This is a genomic window from Pseudomonas sp. yb_5 (assembly GCF_043103865.1).
In the GTDB taxonomy this organism is placed as follows: Bacteria; Pseudomonadota; Gammaproteobacteria; order Pseudomonadales; family Pseudomonadaceae; genus Aquipseudomonas; species Aquipseudomonas putida_Y.
On sequence record NZ_JBICKE010000091.1, the window covers coordinates 1 to 17,504 of the forward strand.

Annotated in this window: 13 protein-coding genes and 1 pseudogene; 6 read left to right on the plus strand and 8 right to left on the minus strand. The window is 61.6% G+C overall.

What is annotated here, in order from left to right; genetic code table 11:
* Positions 1 to 101 precede the first annotated feature (101 nt).
* The 4 genes from ACF8GF_RS16010 to ACF8GF_RS16025 all read right to left on the minus strand — a co-directional run bounded on the left by ACF8GF_RS16010 (position 102) and on the right by ACF8GF_RS16025 (position 4,642).
* The gene (locus tag ACF8GF_RS16010; protein WP_021783312.1) at positions 102 to 1,424 is read right to left on the minus strand and encodes a dicarboxylate/amino acid:cation symporter; all 1,323 of its coding nucleotides are present in this window, start codon (positions 1,422 to 1,424) and stop codon (positions 102 to 104) included.
* Between the two features lie 350 nt (positions 1,425 to 1,774).
* Entirely contained in the window at positions 1,775 to 3,121 is a 1,347-nt protein-coding gene (locus tag ACF8GF_RS16015) for an ATP-binding protein (RefSeq protein ID WP_176685112.1), read from the minus strand.
* Positions 3,118 to 3,795: a response regulator gene (locus ACF8GF_RS16020; RefSeq protein ID WP_176685113.1), complete on the minus strand. Its 678-nt coding sequence runs from the start codon at positions 3,793 to 3,795 to the stop codon at positions 3,118 to 3,120. The genes ACF8GF_RS16015 and ACF8GF_RS16020 overlap by 4 nt, the downstream gene beginning before the upstream one ends.
* 241 nt (positions 3,796 to 4,036) lie before the next feature.
* Complete coding sequence (locus tag ACF8GF_RS16025; protein WP_010952338.1) at positions 4,037 to 4,642, minus strand: outer membrane beta-barrel protein; 606 nt, start codon at positions 4,640 to 4,642, stop codon at positions 4,037 to 4,039.
* A 129-nt stretch (positions 4,643 to 4,771) separates the two neighbouring features.
* On the opposite strand from ACF8GF_RS16025, the gene ACF8GF_RS16030 reads away from it, so the two are divergent.
* Positions 4,772 to 5,563 carry a dienelactone hydrolase family protein gene (locus tag ACF8GF_RS16030; protein WP_021783309.1) on the plus strand — a complete coding sequence of 264 codons (792 nt, stop codon included), beginning with the start codon at positions 4,772 to 4,774 and terminating at the stop codon, positions 5,561 to 5,563.
* A gap of 247 nt (positions 5,564 to 5,810) precedes the next feature.
* Positions 5,811 to 6,512, plus strand: coding sequence for a 4'-phosphopantetheinyl transferase (locus ACF8GF_RS16035; protein WP_392488184.1), 702 nt, complete (start codon positions 5,811 to 5,813; stop codon positions 6,510 to 6,512).
* 3 nt (positions 6,513 to 6,515) lie between these two features.
* On the opposite strand, the gene ACF8GF_RS16040 is transcribed toward ACF8GF_RS16035, so the two are convergent.
* Complete coding sequence (locus ACF8GF_RS16040) at positions 6,516 to 8,123, minus strand: ATP-binding protein (protein WP_176685116.1); 1,608 nt, start codon at positions 8,121 to 8,123, stop codon at positions 6,516 to 6,518.
* Positions 8,120 to 8,818: a response regulator transcription factor gene (locus tag ACF8GF_RS16045; RefSeq protein WP_176685117.1), complete on the minus strand. Its 699-nt coding sequence runs from the start codon at positions 8,816 to 8,818 to the stop codon at positions 8,120 to 8,122. Before ACF8GF_RS16045 ends, ACF8GF_RS16040 begins: the two co-directional genes overlap by 4 nt.
* Positions 8,819 to 9,746: 928 nt before the next feature.
* Between ACF8GF_RS16045 and ACF8GF_RS16050 the strand changes: the two genes are divergently transcribed.
* The 3 genes from ACF8GF_RS16050 to ACF8GF_RS16060 all read left to right on the plus strand — a co-directional run bounded on the left by ACF8GF_RS16050 (position 9,747) and on the right by ACF8GF_RS16060 (position 14,590).
* On the plus strand, positions 9,747 to 12,626 hold the full coding sequence (locus ACF8GF_RS16050; RefSeq protein ID WP_176685118.1) for a ribonucleoside-diphosphate reductase subunit alpha: 2,880 nt from the start codon (positions 9,747 to 9,749) through the stop codon (positions 12,624 to 12,626).
* A 139-nt stretch (positions 12,627 to 12,765) separates the two neighbouring features.
* On the plus strand, positions 12,766 to 12,897 hold the full coding sequence (locus ACF8GF_RS16055; RefSeq protein ID WP_256122383.1) for a hypothetical protein: 132 nt from the start codon (positions 12,766 to 12,768) through the stop codon (positions 12,895 to 12,897).
* Positions 12,898 to 13,339: 442 nt separating this feature from the next.
* Positions 13,340 to 14,590, plus strand: coding sequence for a ribonucleotide-diphosphate reductase subunit beta (locus ACF8GF_RS16060; RefSeq protein WP_060498595.1), 1,251 nt, complete (start codon positions 13,340 to 13,342; stop codon positions 14,588 to 14,590).
* Between the two features lie 262 nt (positions 14,591 to 14,852).
* On the opposite strand, the pseudogene ACF8GF_RS16065 reads toward ACF8GF_RS16060, so the two are convergent.
* Positions 14,853 to 15,140, minus strand: a pseudogene (locus tag ACF8GF_RS16065) (type II toxin-antitoxin system RelE/ParE family toxin).
* Positions 15,130 to 15,369, minus strand: a complete 240-nt coding sequence (locus ACF8GF_RS16070; RefSeq protein WP_392488185.1) for a type II toxin-antitoxin system RelB/DinJ family antitoxin — start codon at positions 15,367 to 15,369, stop codon at positions 15,130 to 15,132. The pseudogene ACF8GF_RS16065 and the gene ACF8GF_RS16070 overlap by 11 nt, the downstream one beginning before the upstream one ends.
* A gap of 759 nt (positions 15,370 to 16,128) precedes the next feature.
* Here ACF8GF_RS16070 and ACF8GF_RS16075 point away from each other — a divergent pair.
* The gene (locus ACF8GF_RS16075; RefSeq protein WP_392488186.1) at positions 16,129 to 17,379 is read left to right on the plus strand and encodes an OprD family porin; all 1,251 of its coding nucleotides are present in this window, start codon (positions 16,129 to 16,131) and stop codon (positions 17,377 to 17,379) included.
* Positions 17,380 to 17,504 lie beyond the last annotated feature (125 nt).

The following is a 17,504-nucleotide window of genomic DNA, read 5'->3' on the forward strand; positions in this document are numbered from 1 at the left end:
GCGCCAGCTTTTAGAAATTGAGCAAGACAGTTGCTCCCACAAGGGACCGCGCAGACACGAAAAAGGCGACCTTGGGTCGCCTTTCTCATTTCAACTAGCTATCAACGAGCCGGGCCTTCAGCCACGCCCAGGTCGTCGGTCGGGCGGGTATCGATCAACGGCGCACCACCGGAGGCCAATTCCGAAGCCAGCTTGTCGTCGTCCATTTCCTTGACCCACTTGGCCACCACCACGGTGGCAACGGCGTTGCCCACCAGGTTGGTCAGGGCGCGGGCTTCGGACATGAAGCGGTCGATGCCGAGGATCAGCGCCAGGCCGGCAACCGGCAGGTGGCCAACAGCCGACAGGGTCGCGGCCAGCACGATGAAGCCCGAACCGGTAACGCCGGCAGCACCCTTGGAAGCCACCAGCAGTACCAGCAGCAGGGTGATCTGGTGAGTGATGTCCATGGTGGTGTCAGTGGCCTGAGCGATGAACACCGCAGCCATGGTCAGGTAGATCGAGGTACCGTCCAGGTTGAACGAGTAGCCGGTAGGGATAACCAGGCCGACTACCGATTTCTTGGCACCCAGGCGCTCCATCTTGGCCAGCATGCGCGGCAGGGCCGACTCCGAGGACGAAGTACCCAGCACGATCAGCAGTTCTTCACGGATGTAGCGGATCAGCTTGAGCACGCTGAAGCCGTGGGCACGGCAGATACCGCCCAGCACCACCAGTACGAACAGCAGGCAGGTGATGTAGAAGCAGGCCATCAGGTAGCCCAGTTGCACCAGCGAGCCAACACCGTACTGGCCGATGGTGAATGCCATGGCGCCAAACGCGCCGACCGGGGCCAGCTTCATGATCATGTTGATGATGTTGAACATGACATGGGCGAAGCGGTCGATCAGGTCCAGCACCGGCTTGCCGTAGCTGCCCAGGCGGTGCAGGGCGAAACCGAACAGCACCGAGAACATCAGCACTTGCAGGATGTCGCCGTTGGCGAAGGCGCCGACGACCGTATTGGGGATGACGTTAAGCAGGAAACCGACGGTGGTCTGCTGCGAGCCGGCGGCGGCGTAGGCAGCCACGCTACTGGCGTTCAGGGTGCTGACGTCGATGTGCATGCCAGCGCCTGGCTTGACCACGTTGACGACGACGAGGCCAATGATCAGCGCGATGGTGGAGACGATTTCAAAGTACAGCAACGCGTAGCCGCCGGTTTTGCCGACCGACTTCATGCTCTGCATGCCGGCAATGCCGCTGACCACGGTACAGAAGATGATCGGGGCGATGACCATCTTGATCAGTTTGACGAAGCCGTCACCCAAGGGTTTGAGGGCAACGCCCGTTTCCGGGTAGTAGTGGCCGAGCAGGATGCCGATGGTGATGGCGACCAACACCTGAACATACAGGGATTTGTACAGCGGCTGACGTGTCGTCATGGCTAATTTTCCTCAAGTGTGCCGGTTCACCCTTTCCAGGGTAATGGGGCACCTGAATCGCTAACCCTCCTGCACTTGGAGGGATTTGTCGTTGTGTTCGAGCTGCCTGGGCAGGCCTCTGCGAGGATCAATAGCAAGGGTGGTGCCAAAATGCCCATGAAGGGTGCAAAGCCCGTATTTGCTAGGGATAAATGCCCAACGACAGGGCGATATTCCCGGGACGGATTGGCGGATTTCCGCCCGGTGGCGGAATTTGTACAGGGAGGAATGGCGGAAATCCGCCCATTATGGATTGCCTGTGCCGGCCCATTCGCGGATTTACCTGCGGATGGGCCGGCACAGGCTGCGAGTCAATCCAGGTTGAAGGTGATTCTGAACGCGGCGCCCCCCAGCGGAGAATCGCCAAGGCTCAGCTCGGCGTCATAGCTGTCAACGATATCCTTGACCACCGCCAAGCCTATGCCCTGCCCCGGGTGCTGGCTGTCCAGCCGCTCCCCGCGCTCTAGAATGCGCTCGCGCTGGTCGGCGGGCACCCCCGGCCCATCGTCCTCGATGCACAAGGTCAGATACCCCGGCGCCTTCATCAGGCTCACCCGCACTTGGCCCAGGCTCAGCCGGTAGGCGTTCTCCAGCAGGTTGCCGAGCATTTCCAGCAACGCGCCCTGCTCCATCGGTACCTGCGCCGCATCCGGCAACTCCAGCACCACGTTCACACGTTTGTCCCGGTACACCTTGGCCAAGGTGCTGCACAGGCTGTCGAGCAACGGCCGCAGCAGTACGCTGTGGCGCACCAGGCCACTCTTGCGCAGGCTGGCGCGTTGCAGTTGATAGTCGATCTGCTGGCTCATGCGCTCGATCTGGCTTTGCAGCACCCGCGCCTGTTCGCGCTCGCCGCTGCGTTGCTGCAAGCTTTCACCCACACCCTGCAACACCGCCAGCGGCGTCTTCAGGCTGTGTGCCAGGTCGTCCAGCGAATCACGGTAGCGCGTGCGCTGCTCACGCTCACTGCGCAACAGACGGTTGAGCGAGCGGGTCAGGCGCAGCAACTCGCGTGGGTGCTCGCCGCTCAGGCCGTCACGCGCACCTGATTCCACTTCATCCAGTTCGTGGCTGAGGCGTCGCAACGAGCGCAGCCCCCAGGTCAGGCCTGCCCACAACAACACCATGAGCGCCAGCAATGCAGCGCCGAACCCCAGGTAGAGTTTTTCGCGCAGGCCATTGAGGGTGGCCTTGTACTCGCTCACGGGCTGCAGGGCGACAATGCTGTAGGCGGCGCTCTGCCCGCCCAGCAGTTTAATCTCGACGTCGTACACGAAGAACTCTTCGCCATCGGACTGGTGAATGCGGGCAAACTCGTTGCCGCGCCCGTCATAGCGCGGCCGGTAGTTGATGTGCCGCTCTGCGGTGGCACGCGACTGCCAGACCAGTTTGCCGTCGCGGTCAAAGATATAGCCGAGCAGGCCTGTGTAGGGCAGGTTGTAGCGCTCGTCCGGCAGCAGTGTCGGCATCTGCAACTGGCCATGCTCGATACGCGCAGCGGAAATCAGCGTGGTCACATCAGAGGCCAGACGCTGCTCGATCGATTCCTGCAGAGCCAGGCTGAAGGCCTTCTGCAAAGCCGGCAGCAGCGCCAGCATGAACAGCAGCGCCAGCACTGCGGCGGCCAGCATCAGGCGCACCCGCAGCGAACGGATCATCGGCAGCGCTCAGTGAACAGGTAGCCCAGGCCGCGCACCGTGTCGATGGGCTTGAAACCGTGCTCGCCTTCAAGCTTGCGGCGCAGGCGGCCAACCAGCACTTCGATGACATTGGGGTCGCGCTCTTCGTCACCAGGGTACAACTGCTCCATCAGGCGATCCTTGGCCACCACCTGCTGGTGATGGCGCATGAGGTATTCGAGGATGCGGTATTCGTAGGCAGTCAGGGCCAAGGCTTGTTCGTCCAGGGTGGCCTGCTTGCGGTTGAGGTCAAGCACCAAGGGGCCAGCGGCGATGGTCGACTGGGTGAAACCACTGGAGCGGCGCAACAGGGCATTGAGCCGTGCTTCAAGCTCCTCGAACTGAAACGGCTTGACCAGGTAGTCGTCGGCACCGGCGGCCAGGCCCTCGACCTTGTCTTGCCAGTTGCCACGGGCCGTGAGGATGAGAATGGGGAAGGTCTTGTCCTGGCTGCGCAGGCGCGTGATCAGCTCCAGGCCGCTGATACCGGGCAGGCCCAGGTCGATGATGGCTAGGTCGAAGTGGTACTGCTCGGCCTGGTACAGCGCTTCTTCGGCGTCAGCGACCGCCTCGACCACATGGCCGCTTTCGCCCAGGCGGGTGTAGAGGTGATGGCGAAGCAGGGCTTCGTCCTCGACCACCAGCAGTTTCATGTGCAGCTCCTTATATGTATTGCCTGTACCGGCCCTTTCGCGGGCACGCCCGCTCCCACAGCAATCGCACAGTTTCTGAAACTTGTGCAGTACCTGTGAAGCCAAAGGCACTGCACGGTTTCTGAGGTTTGCGCAGTACCTGTGATGCCAAAGGCACTGCACGGTTTCTGAGGTTTGCGCAGCACCTGTGGGAGCGGGCGCGCCCGCGAAGAGGCCAGTACAGGATAACGCGGCTCGTCCGTCAGAACTTGTATGAAGCAGCCAGGTAGGTCTGGGCGCTGCTGGTCAGACGCAGGGTGCCGTCCTTCGGCCCGCCATGTGCGCCCACCTCGGTCGCGGCATTGGTGCGCAGGTAACGGTAGCCCAGTTCGACCGAGGCCTTGTCGGTGATGTCCTGGATCACACCGGCCTGCAGACCGTAGGCATAACCGTAGTCAGTATCCCGGCTGGCACCGGGCGAGTCCTGGGTGAGCTTGGTCACACCCAGGCTGCCCCCACCGAACAGCTTGGTGGTATCGCCCACCGGCAGGAACAAATCGTAGCTGCCCAGCAGGTTTTCCTGGCGCAACTTCAGGCCGCTGTGGTCGCCCGAGACATTGTCATAGGTCATGTAGTAGCGGCCCTGGTCGTTGATCTTGCCCAGACGCACACCCCAGGTATCGTCCTTGCCGATAATACCGTCGGCATTGAGGTGGTCGGTGTTGCGTTGCAGCAGGCCGGACTTGCGGACTTTGTCGCTGGTCTGGCCGTAGGTGAGGCTGGCGAAGTTGTCGTCCGCGGCCTGGGCGGTGGTGATGCCAGCGGCACAGACGGCCATGGCGGCAAGCAGGGTATTGAAGGTTTTCATGGCTGGATACTCCAGTTGGGTGCGCTGTTTCGGTCTGGAAGCTAGAGTAATCAGGGCACCCTGAACCGCGACTGAACCCTGGCTGAACCCCGGCTGAACGAACCGACAGCAAAACAAGGAGTAGTGAACATGCGAGCCCTGCTGGCCCTGACCCTGATGTGCAGCGCCGCCCTCGCCCAAGCGGCGGTAGTGACCCGTGAGATTCCTTATCAGGACGACGATGGCAACCGCCTCGTCGGCTACTACGCCTACGATGATGCGCTGGACGGCAAACGCCCAGGCATCGTTGTGGTGCATGAATGGTGGGGCCTGAACGACTATGCCAAGCGCCGCGCGAGAGATCTTGCCGCCCTGGGCTACAAAGCGCTGGCCATCGACATGTATGGCGATGGCAAGCACACCGAGCACCCGCAGGATGCCCAGGCATTCATGGCCGAAGCGATGAAGGACCCGGCCGCAGCCGCAGCGCGCTTCGACGCGGGCCTGGACCTGTTGAAAAAGCAGCCGAATGTGAACAAGCATCAACTGGGCGCTGTCGGCTACTGTTTTGGCGGTAAGGTGGTGCTCGATGCCGCACGTCGTGGAGAGAAACTGGACGGCGTGGTGAGTTTCCATGGCGCGTTGTCCACCAAAACGCCGGCCAAGCCTGGCGTAGTGCGCGCGGACATCCTGGTTGAACATGGCGCTGCGGACAGCATGGTCACCCAACAGCAGGTGGACGCGTTCAAGGCGGAAATGGATGCGGCCAAGGTCAACTACCAGTTCGTCAACATTGAAGGGGCCAAGCACGGCTTCACCAACCCCGATGCTGATCGGCTGAGCCATGGTGAGCATGGGGGGCCGGACATTGGCTATAACAAGGCAGCGGACGAGCGTTCCTGGGCGGATATGCAGGCGTTCTTCAAGAAGGTGTTCAAATAAAAGATTGTGCAATCGTTGTAGCAGCAACTGTCTTGCTCAATTTCTAAAAGCTGGCGCGATCTGTGTGGGAGCGGGCTTGCCCGCGAACACGGGCGAAGCCCGTGCCATCCACCGCGGTGTATTCTTCGTGGGTAAACCCGCTCCCACAAGGATCACGCTGTGATCTGCGCCATGTTTTCATGGCTGCGGTAAGTCATCCTGCCACGCCACCTCCCTTAGCGCCTGCACAGCTGGCACAATAGCCGCCATGAACACACTTCCCGCCTGCTGCGCCCCGCTCCAGCACCACTGGCCCCTGCCCCACCCATTGCCCGGCGCGGTGCTCGTCAGTTGCGCCTTCGACCCTGCCCACTTGGCCGCCGACGACTTCCAGCGCGCCGGTATCGTGCCCAGCGCCAGCCTGCAGCGCTCGGTCGCCAAGCGCCAGGCCGAGTACCTGGCCGGTCGCGTATGTGCCCGTGCCGCGCTGCAGCACCTGGACGGCCGCGACTACGTGCCCGGCACCCACGAAGACCGCTCGCCCATCTGGCCCGCCGGTATTCATGGCTCGATCACACACGGCAAGGGCTGGGCCGCCGCCGTGGTCGCCGCCGAGGGCAGTTGCCAAGGCCTGGGGCTGGATCAGGAAACCCTGCTGGATGACGAGCGCGCCGAGCGGCTGATGGGCGAAATCCTCACCCCGGCAGAACTGGAGCGCCTGGACCGCCGCCAGCTTGGGCTTACGGTCACCCTGACGTTCTCGCTGAAGGAAAGCTTGTTCAAGACCCTGTACCCACTGACTCGCCAACGCTTCTACTTCGAACACGCAGAAGTACTCGACTGGTCCGCGGAAGGGCTGGCGCGCTTGCGCCTGCTCACCGACCTGTCACCGCAGTGGCAGCAAGGCGCAGAGCTGCAAGGCCAGTTCTGCCTGCAGGACGGCCACCTGCTGAGTCTAGTCAGCGCCTGACCTTTACAGCGGTGCCTGCTGCCGCGGCCAGGTCAGGCTGAAGCAGGCTCCACCCAACGCGGCACTGCGCCCCACCGTAGCCCGACCCGCGTGCCAGTAGATGATCCGCCGTACGATCGACAAACCCAGGCCATGCCCGCCCGAAGCACGGGTACGGCTGTCATCGAGGCGGGTGAACGGTGTGAAAATGCGGTCCCAGACACCCTCGGGTATCCCGGGTCCGTCATCTTCCACATCGATGCGGCAGCGTTGCTGCCCCAACTGAAAGCTAAGGCGTACCTCGGACTCGGCATAGCGCATGGCATTGCCGACAAGGTTCTGCAGGGCCCGGTGCAAGTAGCGCGGCTCGGCCTCGACCCAGGCGCCTTCGGTATCCGCGCCCTGGCAGTCGCCGCGCACCACCCGCACCTCGGCACGTAAAGGTGCCAGCTCTTCGATCACTCGATCGAGCAAGGCATCCAGATCGACCCGCTGAAACTTCAAGGCCGGTGCGCCCTGCTCCAGGCGGGCGTAGGTCAGCATCTCGTCGACCAGCTTGTCGAGGTCCTGGATATCCCCGTCCATGCCCGCCAGGTGCTTTGCACGCATCTGTTCATTCGTGGCGCTTTCGATCATCTCCAGGCCAAAGCGCAGGCGCGCCACCGGCGTGCGCAGCTCGTGGGACACCGCTCGCACCAGCTCGCGCTGCATGGTCAGCGAACGCTGCAGGTGCTCGGCCATGCCATTGAAGGCAGCAGCCAGGCGCCCTACCGAGTCGGCGTCGCCGGCCGGTACACGGGTGTCCAGACTGCCCTGGGCGATGCGCGTGGCAGCAATCTCCAGGCCCGACACACGACGTTCCAGCTGACGCACCAGCAGGTAGACCACCAGGCCGATCAGGCACAGCCCCAGGAAGGCAATCAGGATCAGCAACTGCGGCGGATAAGGGTTGAGCTGGTACAGCGGGCCGATTTCCAGTACCCATGGCGAGCCTGTCAGCCCGGCGAACACACGGATCGAGTCACCATCCTTGCCCAGCGCCATCACCGTGTCACCCTCCTCCACCCGGCGCCGCTGGTCATCGTCCAGGCCGACCCGTTCAATACGTTGCAAGGCGACGCCAAAGCCGAAGCCTTTTTCCTGCTTGATCTGTGCCAGGCGCTGCTGCTGTTCGGTTACCGGGTAGCGCACCAGCTCGTCGGCCAGTAAATAGAGGGTGGCCCGCGCCAGCTGCTCGCTGATCTGTTTGATCTGCGCGACCAGCATCAGGTCTTCCTGGCCCACCTTGCGCAGCACTTGCGCCGCATGCGGGCCAATCCTCTCGACCACCACCAGGCCACGGTACAGGCGCGCCCGCTGGCCGCCGTCAAGGCTGCGTGCGCTCATCGGCTGCAGCGCCAACGGCACGCCAAGCAGGCGCTCCCAGATCAGCAGCGAACGCTTGCGTTGGGTTTCATTCTGCACTGCCAGGTTGTCGGCCATCAGGCTGAAGGTGCCTTGGGCCAGACCCTCGCGGTGCTGGGCAGCGCGCACTTCATTGACCAGGTGCAGGCTGAGCACGCCAAGCAGGGCCACCAGCACCAGCACGGCCAGCATGCCGCCGTAGATGCGCAGAAAGATCGAATTGTTCATGGCGCCTCGCCGACGAACAGGTAGCCTTTACTGCGCAGGGTCTTGATCAACCGCGGCTGAAGCGGGTCATCGCCGATCTTGGGGCGGATTTTCGAGATGCGGATGTCGATGGAGCGGTCCTGGCCGTCGTAGCCCACGCCACGCAGTGCGGTGAAGATCTGTTCACGGGACAGCACCCGGCCAGCGTTGCTGGCCAACAGCCAGAGCAGGTCGAATTCGGCGCCGGTCAGCTCGATCAACTGCTCGCCCAGGTGCGCCTCGCGCAGGCGGTTGTCGATACGCAGCGCACCGAAGGCCAGGTCCTGGCGCTTGCTGTCCACGGTTTCGCTGCGGCGCAACAGGGCCTGGATACGTGCCAGCAGCAGGCGTGGGCGTACGGGTTTGCAGACGTAGTCGTCGGCGCCCAGGTCCAGGCCCTGAACCTGGTCGAGTTCATCGCTGCGCGCGGTGAGCATGAGGATCGGCCCCTGATACTGGCTGCGCACCCGGCGGCAGATGCTCAGGCCGTCCTCGCCGGGCAGCATCAGGTCGAGGATGACCAGGTCGGGCTGGCTGTCGATGATGCGCCGGGCGGCGCGGGCACCATCACCCTCCACGCTGACCTCGAAGCCGTTGGCCTGCAGGTACTCGGCGGTCAGCTCGGCCAGGCGCTGGTCGTCTTCGACAATGAGGATGCGGGGTAGGGTTTGGTCCATGACTTTGGCCTTGTTTGTTCTTGGGATCGTGTCAGGGCAGCTGAGAGTATGACTGTAGATGGGTGGGGCCTGCGAGATCGAGCGCCACCCGCGCGGCGCATCGCGAGCGACGCTCGCTACAACGGCCTGGGTCCACCCCCCGATGTGTGCCCACCACCGATCAATGTGTAGGAGCGGGTTTACCCGCGAATACGGTGGCGGCGGCAACGGTGAACGGCAGGTGGAGATTGGCCAGCAGGCTCGGCCCTTTCGCGGGTAAACCCGCTCCTACAGGCGACCGCGCGCGGGGGAACCAGGATCTTCAGACATGCCCCCACCGCCCCCTCGACTGAACCGTTTTTTGTGATAGGGTTCGCGCCCGAAAAAAACTGCCCAAGGGCGTCACCTTGCAGAAAAATACTGCAAACCACTTGGCACAAGGCCTACAGCGAATACCCACCATTCACTCACAAAGTACGCACACGTTATCCACAGGCACTCGCCTTGCAAAGCCCCCAATACCGCATTATCTTGTATCCCGATCGCAGTGAACCACTAGATATAGGGTTTCGTGCAAAATCACACACAAAAGTCAACCCGCAAGATCAAGCGATTTTCCGGGCGGAACTTGAGGTGATTTCAGCAGCCAAACCGCTCCTGCGGAGGCGACCGAGGCAAGCCCTTCCAGGGCCTTGTTCGGGCATGGGTGTTGCAGGCCAGGCCTGGCATCCATCAGCAACAGATTTTGGGCCCTGCCCAGAACCTTTGACTTCGGCCAGGGAGCGGCAAGCCATTGCCCCTTATTCCTGAGTCTGTCCCGAAGTCGGTACGCCCGTGCGGGCGGATGCGCATGCTTTGCGCATCCCCGCTGGGCCATCGAGCAAGTGGACGGAACGGTGGGCGCCCATAAGGCGCCTGAACAATATAGAAATTGTGGAGACACCCACCCATGCAAACCGACACAACTCGCGAGAACCCGCAGGCCAAGGTGCCGCAGGCCGCCGATTCCAACCAGGATCTGGCTGCCACCGCCCCTGGCCAACTGCGCGTGATCAAGCGCAACGGCACTGTCGTCCCTTACACCGACGACAAGATCACCGTGGCCATCACCAAGGCGTTCCTCGCAGTTGAAGGCGGTACCGCCGCCGCTTCGTCGCGCATCCACGACACCGTCGCGCGCCTGACCGAGCAGGTTACCGCCACGTTCAAGCGTCGCATGCCATCGGGTGGCACCATCCACATCGAAGAAATCCAGGACCAGGTCGAACTGGCCCTGATGCGCGCCGGCGAGCAGAAAGTCGCCCGCGACTACGTGATCTACCGTGACCAGCGCGCCAAGGAGCGTGCCACCCGCGCCAACACCGACGCCGTGGTCGAACCGCACCCGAGCATCCGCATCACCCTGGCTGACGGCAGCCTGGCGCCGCTCGACATGGCCCGCCTGAACACCATCATCAGCGAAGCCTGCGAAGGCCTGGCCGAAGTCGATGGCGACCTGATCCAGCGCGAAACCCTGAAGAACCTGTACGACGGCGTGGCCATCAAGGACGTCAACACCGCCCTGGTGATGACCGCCCGTACCCTGGTGGAGCGCGAGCCGAACTACTCGTTCGTTACCGCCCGCCTGCTGATGGATACCCTGCGCGCCGAAGGCCTGGGCTTCCTGAATGTAGCCGACAGCGCCACCCACCACGAGATGGCTGACCTGTACGCCAAGGCCCTGCCGGCCTATGTCGCCAAAGGCATCGAGTTCGAGCTGCTGAACCCGGCCATGGCCGACTTCGACCTGGAAAAACTGGGCAAGGCGATCAACCACGAGCGCGACCAGCAGTTCACCTACCTGGGCCTGCAGACCCTGTACGACCGCTACTTCATCCACAAGGATGGCGTGCGCTTCGAGCTGCCGCAGGTGTTCTTCATGCGCGTGGCCATGGGCCTGGCGCTGGAAGAAAAAGACAAGGAAGCCCGTGCGATCGAGTTCTACAACCTGTTGTCGTCGTTCGACTACATGGCCTCGACCCCGACCCTGTTCAACGCCGGCACCCTGCGCCCGCAGCTGTCCAGCTGCTACCTGACCACCGTGCCGGACGACCTGTCGGGCATCTACCACGCGATCCACGACAACGCCATGCTGTCGAAATTCGCCGGTGGCCTGGGCAACGACTGGACCCCTGTGCGCGCACTGGGCTCGTACATCAAGGGCACCAACGGCAAATCCCAGGGCGTCGTACCGTTCCTGAAAGTGGTCAACGACACCGCCGTTGCGGTCAACCAGGGCGGCAAGCGCAAAGGCGCCGTGTGTGCGTACCTGGAAACCTGGCACCTGGACATCGAAGAGTTCATCGAGCTGCGCAAGAACACCGGTGATGACCGCCGTCGTACCCACGACATGAACACCGCCAACTGGATTCCTGACCTGTTCATGAAGCGTGTCTTCGATGACGGCAAGTGGACCCTGTTCTCGCCTTCGGAAGTGCCAGACCTGCACGACCTGACCGGCAAGGCCTTCGAAGAGCGCTACGAGTACTACGAAGCCCTGACCGAGTACAACAAGATCAAGGTGTTCAAGACCGTCCAGGCCAAAGACCTGTGGCGCAAGATGCTGTCGATGCTGTTCGAGACCGGCCACCCATGGCTGACCTTCAAAGACCCGTGCAACCTGCGTTCGCCGCAGCAACACGTGGGCGTGGTCCACAGCTCGAACCTGTGCACCGAAATCACCCTGAACACCAACAAGGACGAGATCGCGGTCTGCAACCTGGGCTCGATCAACCTGCCGAACCACATCGTCGACGGCAAGCTGGACACCGCCAAGCTGCAACGCACCGTGAACACCGCCGTGCGCATGCTCGACAACGTGATCGACATCAACTACTACTCGGTGCCGCAAGCGCGTAACTCGAACTTCAAGCACCGTCCGGTCGGCCTGGGCATCATGGGCTTCCAGGATGCGCTGTACCTGCAGCACATTCCTTACGGCTCCGATGCTGCCGTCGAGTTTGCCGATAAGTCGATGGAAGCGGTCAGCTACTACGCCATCCAGGCTTCCTGCGACCTGGCCGATGAACGCGGCGCCTACGAGACCTTCCAGGGTTCGCTGTGGTCCAAGGGCATTCTGCCGCTGGATTCGCAACAGATCCTGATCGAGGCCCGTGGCCAGAAGTACATCGACGTCAACCTGGAAGAAACCCTGGACTGGGCGCCGGTACGTGCCCGCGTACAGAAAGGTATTCGTAACTCGAACATCATGGCCATCGCGCCAACCGCGACCATCGCCAACATCACCGGCGTGTCGCAGTCGATCGAGCCTACCTACCAGAACCTGTACGTGAAGTCGAACCTGTCGGGCGAATTCACCGTGATCAACCCGTACCTGGTTCGCGACCTCAAGGCTCGCGACCTGTGGGACTCGGTCATGATCAACGACCTGAAGTACTACGACGGTTCGGTACAGCAGATCGAGCGTATCCCGCAAGAGCTGAAAGACCTGTACGCCACTGCGTTCGAAGTCGAGACCAAGTGGATTGTCGATGCGGCTTCCCGTCGCCAGAAGTGGATCGACCAAGCGCAGTCGCTGAACCTGTACATCGCCGGTGCATCGGGCAAGAAGCTGGACGTGACCTACCGCATGGCCTGGTACCGTGGCCTGAAAACCACCTACTACCTCCGTGCCCTGGCCGCGACCAGCACCGAGAAGTCGACCATCAACACCGGCAAGCTCAACGCCGTTTCCAGCGGTGGCGACAGCGCCCCGGTCCAGGCAGCCGGCCCTGCGCCAGTGCCAAAGGCCTGCGCGATCGACGAGCCTGACTGCGAAGCCTGCCAGTAAGGCCTGAATGCCGTGCGGGGTGCCTACGGGTGCCCCGCGCGGCATTTTTGTATCCGCGCCTCGGAGAAACCTTGCCCTTTGCCCACTGTTCACGCAGCTCGGTAAAAGAACAGGACCTCTCAAAACAGGACGCACACCCATGGCGCGGAAGAAAGTGGCAACTCGCAAGATTGGCCGCAACGCCGAAACCGGCCGTTTCACCTCGGTCGAACAGGCACGCAAGCACCCCAAGACACACATTGTCGAAACGCTGCACACCCACCGCAGCTAGTGGTAGCTGGCCTCATCGCCGGCAAGCCCGCGGTGAGGCCGGTTCCGACAACGCAGCCCTCATCAAAACACCATATGATGTGCCTTAAAATTTAAACTGGCACAACATATAGGTTGGCGCTACACTCTCCCCCCGTAGAAGAAGCCACCTGTTTCGTGAACCGACGCATGCCAAACCGGTCGAAAAAGTTACCCTCGCCGGCAACACGCGCCCCCCGATCGAAGGTGATTTCCGGTATACTTTGCGCCCTCTGAAAAGAGCACCTATTCAATTGTCCTGGCCCCTCCCAGAGGCCTGGCCAGGTACAAGCCAGAACACATTCAGATGTAAACGAGAGTCAGCCTCTCGAGCTGCCCATTCGCCATTACGGCCTTGCGTCAGGCATCACATTCTTAAAATCCAACCGGTTGCCTCTGGGCGACCCTCAAGCAGGAGCCAAACCATGCTGAGCTGGGACGAATTCGACAAAGAAGACGGCGAAGTAGCCGCCAAAGGCAACACCCCTGCGCAGGCCGCTGCCACCGCCACCCTCGACAAGCTCGACAGCGCCGGTGGTGCCGCCGCCCTGGAGGCCCGTGCGGCCACCGCTTCTGACTCCGAAGCCGTCAAACGTGCCAAGGCTGCCCTCGACGCCCTCGACGTTGCCGAAGGCCTGGCCGAGCTGGAAGGCTCCTCGGCCCGCGTTGCAGTCGATGAAAAGCGCATGATCAACTGCCGCGCCGACCTCAACCAGCTGGTGCCGTTCAAGTACGACTGGGCCTGGCAGAAGTACCTGGACGGCTGCGCCAACCACTGGATGCCGCAAGAGGTCAACATGACCGCCGACATCGCCCTGTGGAAGAGCCAGGACGGCCTGACCGAAGACGAGCGCCGCATCGTCATGCGCAACCTCGGCTTCTTCTCCACCGCCGACTCGCTGGTTGCCAACAACCTGGCCCTGGCCGTGTACCGCCTGATCACCAACCCGGAGTGCCGCCAGTACATCCTGCGCCAGGCCTTCGAAGAGGCGATCCACACCCACGCCTACCAGTACTGCATCGAGTCACTGGGCATGGATGAAGGCGAGATCTTCAACATGTACCACGAGATCCCGTCGGTCGCTAAAAAAGCCGCCTGGGGCCTGAAGTACACCCGCGCCATCTCCGACCCGGAATTCAACACCGGCACCGTCGAAACCGACAAAGAGCTGCTGCGCAACCTGATCGCCTACTACTGCGTCCTGGAAGGCATCTTCTTCTACTGCGGCTTCACCCAGATCCTGTCCATGGGCCGCCGCAACAAGATGACCGGCGTGGCCGAGCAGTTCCAGTACATCCTGCGTGACGAGTCGATGCACCTGAACTTCGGTATCGACGTGATCAACCAGATCAAGATCGAAAACCCGCACCTGTGGGATGCGGCGATGAAGGAAGAAGCGACCCAGATGATCCTGCAAGGGACCCAACTGGAGATCGAATACGCCCGTGACACCATGCCACGCGGCGTGCTGGGCATGAACGCGGCGATGATGGAGGACTACCTCAAGTTCATTGCCAACCGTCGCCTGACACAGATCGGCCTGAAGGAAGAGTATCCAGGGACTACCAACCCGTTCCCATGGATGAGCGAGATCATGGACTTGAAGAAGGAGAAGAACTTCTTTGAGACGCGTGTGATTGAGTATCAGACGGGTGGTGCGTTGAGCTGGGACTGATCGTCCGGGCTGAGCATCGAGAAGGCTGCCGATTGGCAGCCTTTTTTTATGATTTTCCCCAAGAGTCCTGACGTCAGTTACGAAGATTGATTTCTTAATCCTATAAAAGACCGCCCCTGCGAAGGCCCATGTGAACAGGGGGCCATTTATTGCCTGTGCTGGCCTCTTCGCGGGCAAGCCCGCTCCCACCGAAGCACAGCTCTAGCTTTGAAGCGGTGTTTTACCTTGAGATTTCGGCCTGAGGCTGCCAAACCCTATAGGCCTACTCAAGTCGCTCAGCAGCCTTTTTGTAAGCTTGGTCCCGCTCACGGCGATCGACAGCGACGACAAAAACCACGATCTCTTGGTCGATGACCTGATAGACCAGCCTGTACCCACTGCTGCGAAGCTTTATTTTTTAGCAATCTGGCAGCGAGTGAAGGCGGTTTGCCTCGATTCGAGGTTTCAGCAGGACCTCTGCCAGTTTCTTCTTGAACTGCTGACGCACGGTATCGACCAGCTTCTTCCACTCTTTCAATGCGCGGGCATCGAAGTCGAGACTATAGGTCACCCAGCTGTACCCTCACGCGCTGCGGAGAAGCAAGCCCCTCTTGTATGGTAGCAATGAGGTCTTCATCTTCCTCGGTCATCAGGACCGGCCGGAAGGGTAGCTTGCCCCGCTCCGCTACATATTGCAGAGCCTGGCGCATGAGTTCGGAGGGGGTGACACCGAGGCGATCGAGCTCTTTGTAGGCGCGGGCTTTGAGATCATCGTCGACGCGGATATTGATAGAAGCCATGACATAGCCCTCATGTAAAGACGATTGTCATTACACTGCACTGATCGTGGGGACTCTGCAATGGCAGTTTGTCTGCCGGAAGTGACCACAGCGCCATTCCCTTCAAATGAAGAGGCCTCGCCCCTGCCGACAGGAGGGGTACGGCACCAGCAAGGATGCCGGGACTGGACATGCCAGTCTAAGTGGTCAAGGGCGAGGCCAGATCTAAAGATAGCGCAGGCTCGGGGATGGGGCCACCGCTGTTACGATTTGATTTGTAACCCTGTCCCCGGTTTGCGGTGCGAGGCAACCAATGGGGTGGATGGCACGGGCTTTACCCGTGTTCGCGGGCAAGCCCGCTCCTACCAGTAGATCGTGTACGTGCGTGGCATGGTGCAAGGCAGTTGTAGTATGTCTGCAGCGCGTTCAGGGTAGAGCCTCTGCCGCTCAGTTTTTGGCGTCTAGTACCCTATTTGCTCTGCGATCAGCCGTTGACAGCCCACCTCCCCCTTGCTAATAATCGCCCACAGTTGTACGACAACACATAACAAAAACAACAATTCGTGGACGAACCCATGTCGACACCCATCCCGCTGCACCCACGCCTGTTGCACACCCCTCTTCCCCCGGCCAGCTCGCGTACACCAGCCAGTACGTAGCGCCCGGTTACCGCGCATTCACCCCTGGCCCTGACCGGCCCGTTATCTACCCGCCCCTGCCGCAGGCCGCTTGCGCGTGCCCGGTGGACGGGCTGCCACACCCTTAGGGAGCACAACAATAATGAAAATCTGCCACACCCTGCCCTTCGCCCTGCCCTTCGCCCTGCTTGGCGCCGGGGTTATCGCCGGCCTGCCGGGCACCAGCCTGGCTGCGGGATTTGTCGAAGACAGCAAGGCCACCCTCGGGTTGCGCAACTTCTACATCAACCGCAACTTCACCAACCCCAGCAACCCGCAAAGCAAGGCCGAGGAGTGGACGCAAAGCTTCATTCTCGATGCCCGCTCGGGGTTCACCGAAGGGCCCATCGGCTTTGGCGTTGATGTGCTGGGGATGTGGTCGGTCAAGCTCGACGGTGGTGGCGGCACTTATGGTACGGCGTTGCTGCCACGCCATGACGATGGCAAGCCGGCAGACGACTACGGGCGCCTGGCGGTGGCGGGCAAGGCACGTATTTCCAAGACCGAACTGAAGATCGGTGAATGGATGCCGGTGCTGCCGATTCTGCGTTCGGACGACGGGCGTTCGTTGCCGCAAACATTTCGTGGCGGGCAGGTGACCTCCAACGAAATCGCCGGGCTGACCCTGTACGGCGGCCAGTTCCGCGGCAACAGCCCGCGTAACGACGCGAGCATGGAAGACATGAGCTACGGCGGCGGCGTGTCGGACCGTTTCAACTTCGTCGGCGGCGAGTACAAGTTCAACCAGGACCGCACGCTGGTGGGGCTTTGGAATGCGGTGCTGAAGGACGTGTACCAGCAGCAATACCTGCAACTGAGCCACAGCCAGCCGGTGGGTGACTGGACCCTGGGGGCGAACCTGGGCTACTTCCATGGCGACGAGGACGGCTCCGAGCGCGCCGGGCAGCTGGACAACAAGACCTACTCGGGGATGTTCTCGGCCAAGTACGGCGGCAGCACCTTCTGGGTAGGGCTGCAGAAAGTCGATGGTGATACCTGGATGCGGGTGAACGGCACCAGTGGCGGGACCTTGGCCAACGACAGCTACAACTCCAGCTTCGACAATGCCAACGAGCGTTCGTGGCAGGTGCGCCATGATTTCAACTTCGTCACCGTCGGGGTACCGGGATTGACCCTGATGAACCGCTACATCAGCGGGCGCGATGTGCACAGCGGGGGCGTGAGCGATGGCAAGGAGTGGGTGCGTGAAACGGAGCTTGCGTATGTGGTTCAGAGCGGGGCGTTCAAGGATTTGAGCGTGAAATGGCGTAACGCGTCGATTCGCCGGGATTACAGCAATAACGAGTTCGATGAGAACCGGTTGATCTTCAACTACCCATTGTCGTTGCTCTGATCAAGACCTGCGGGTTTACCCGCGAATACGGTGGCGATGGAAACGGTGAACGACGGGTGGAGATTGGCCAGCAGGGCCGGCCCTTTCGCGGGTAAACCCGCTCCTACAACGGCCTGTGCCCAACC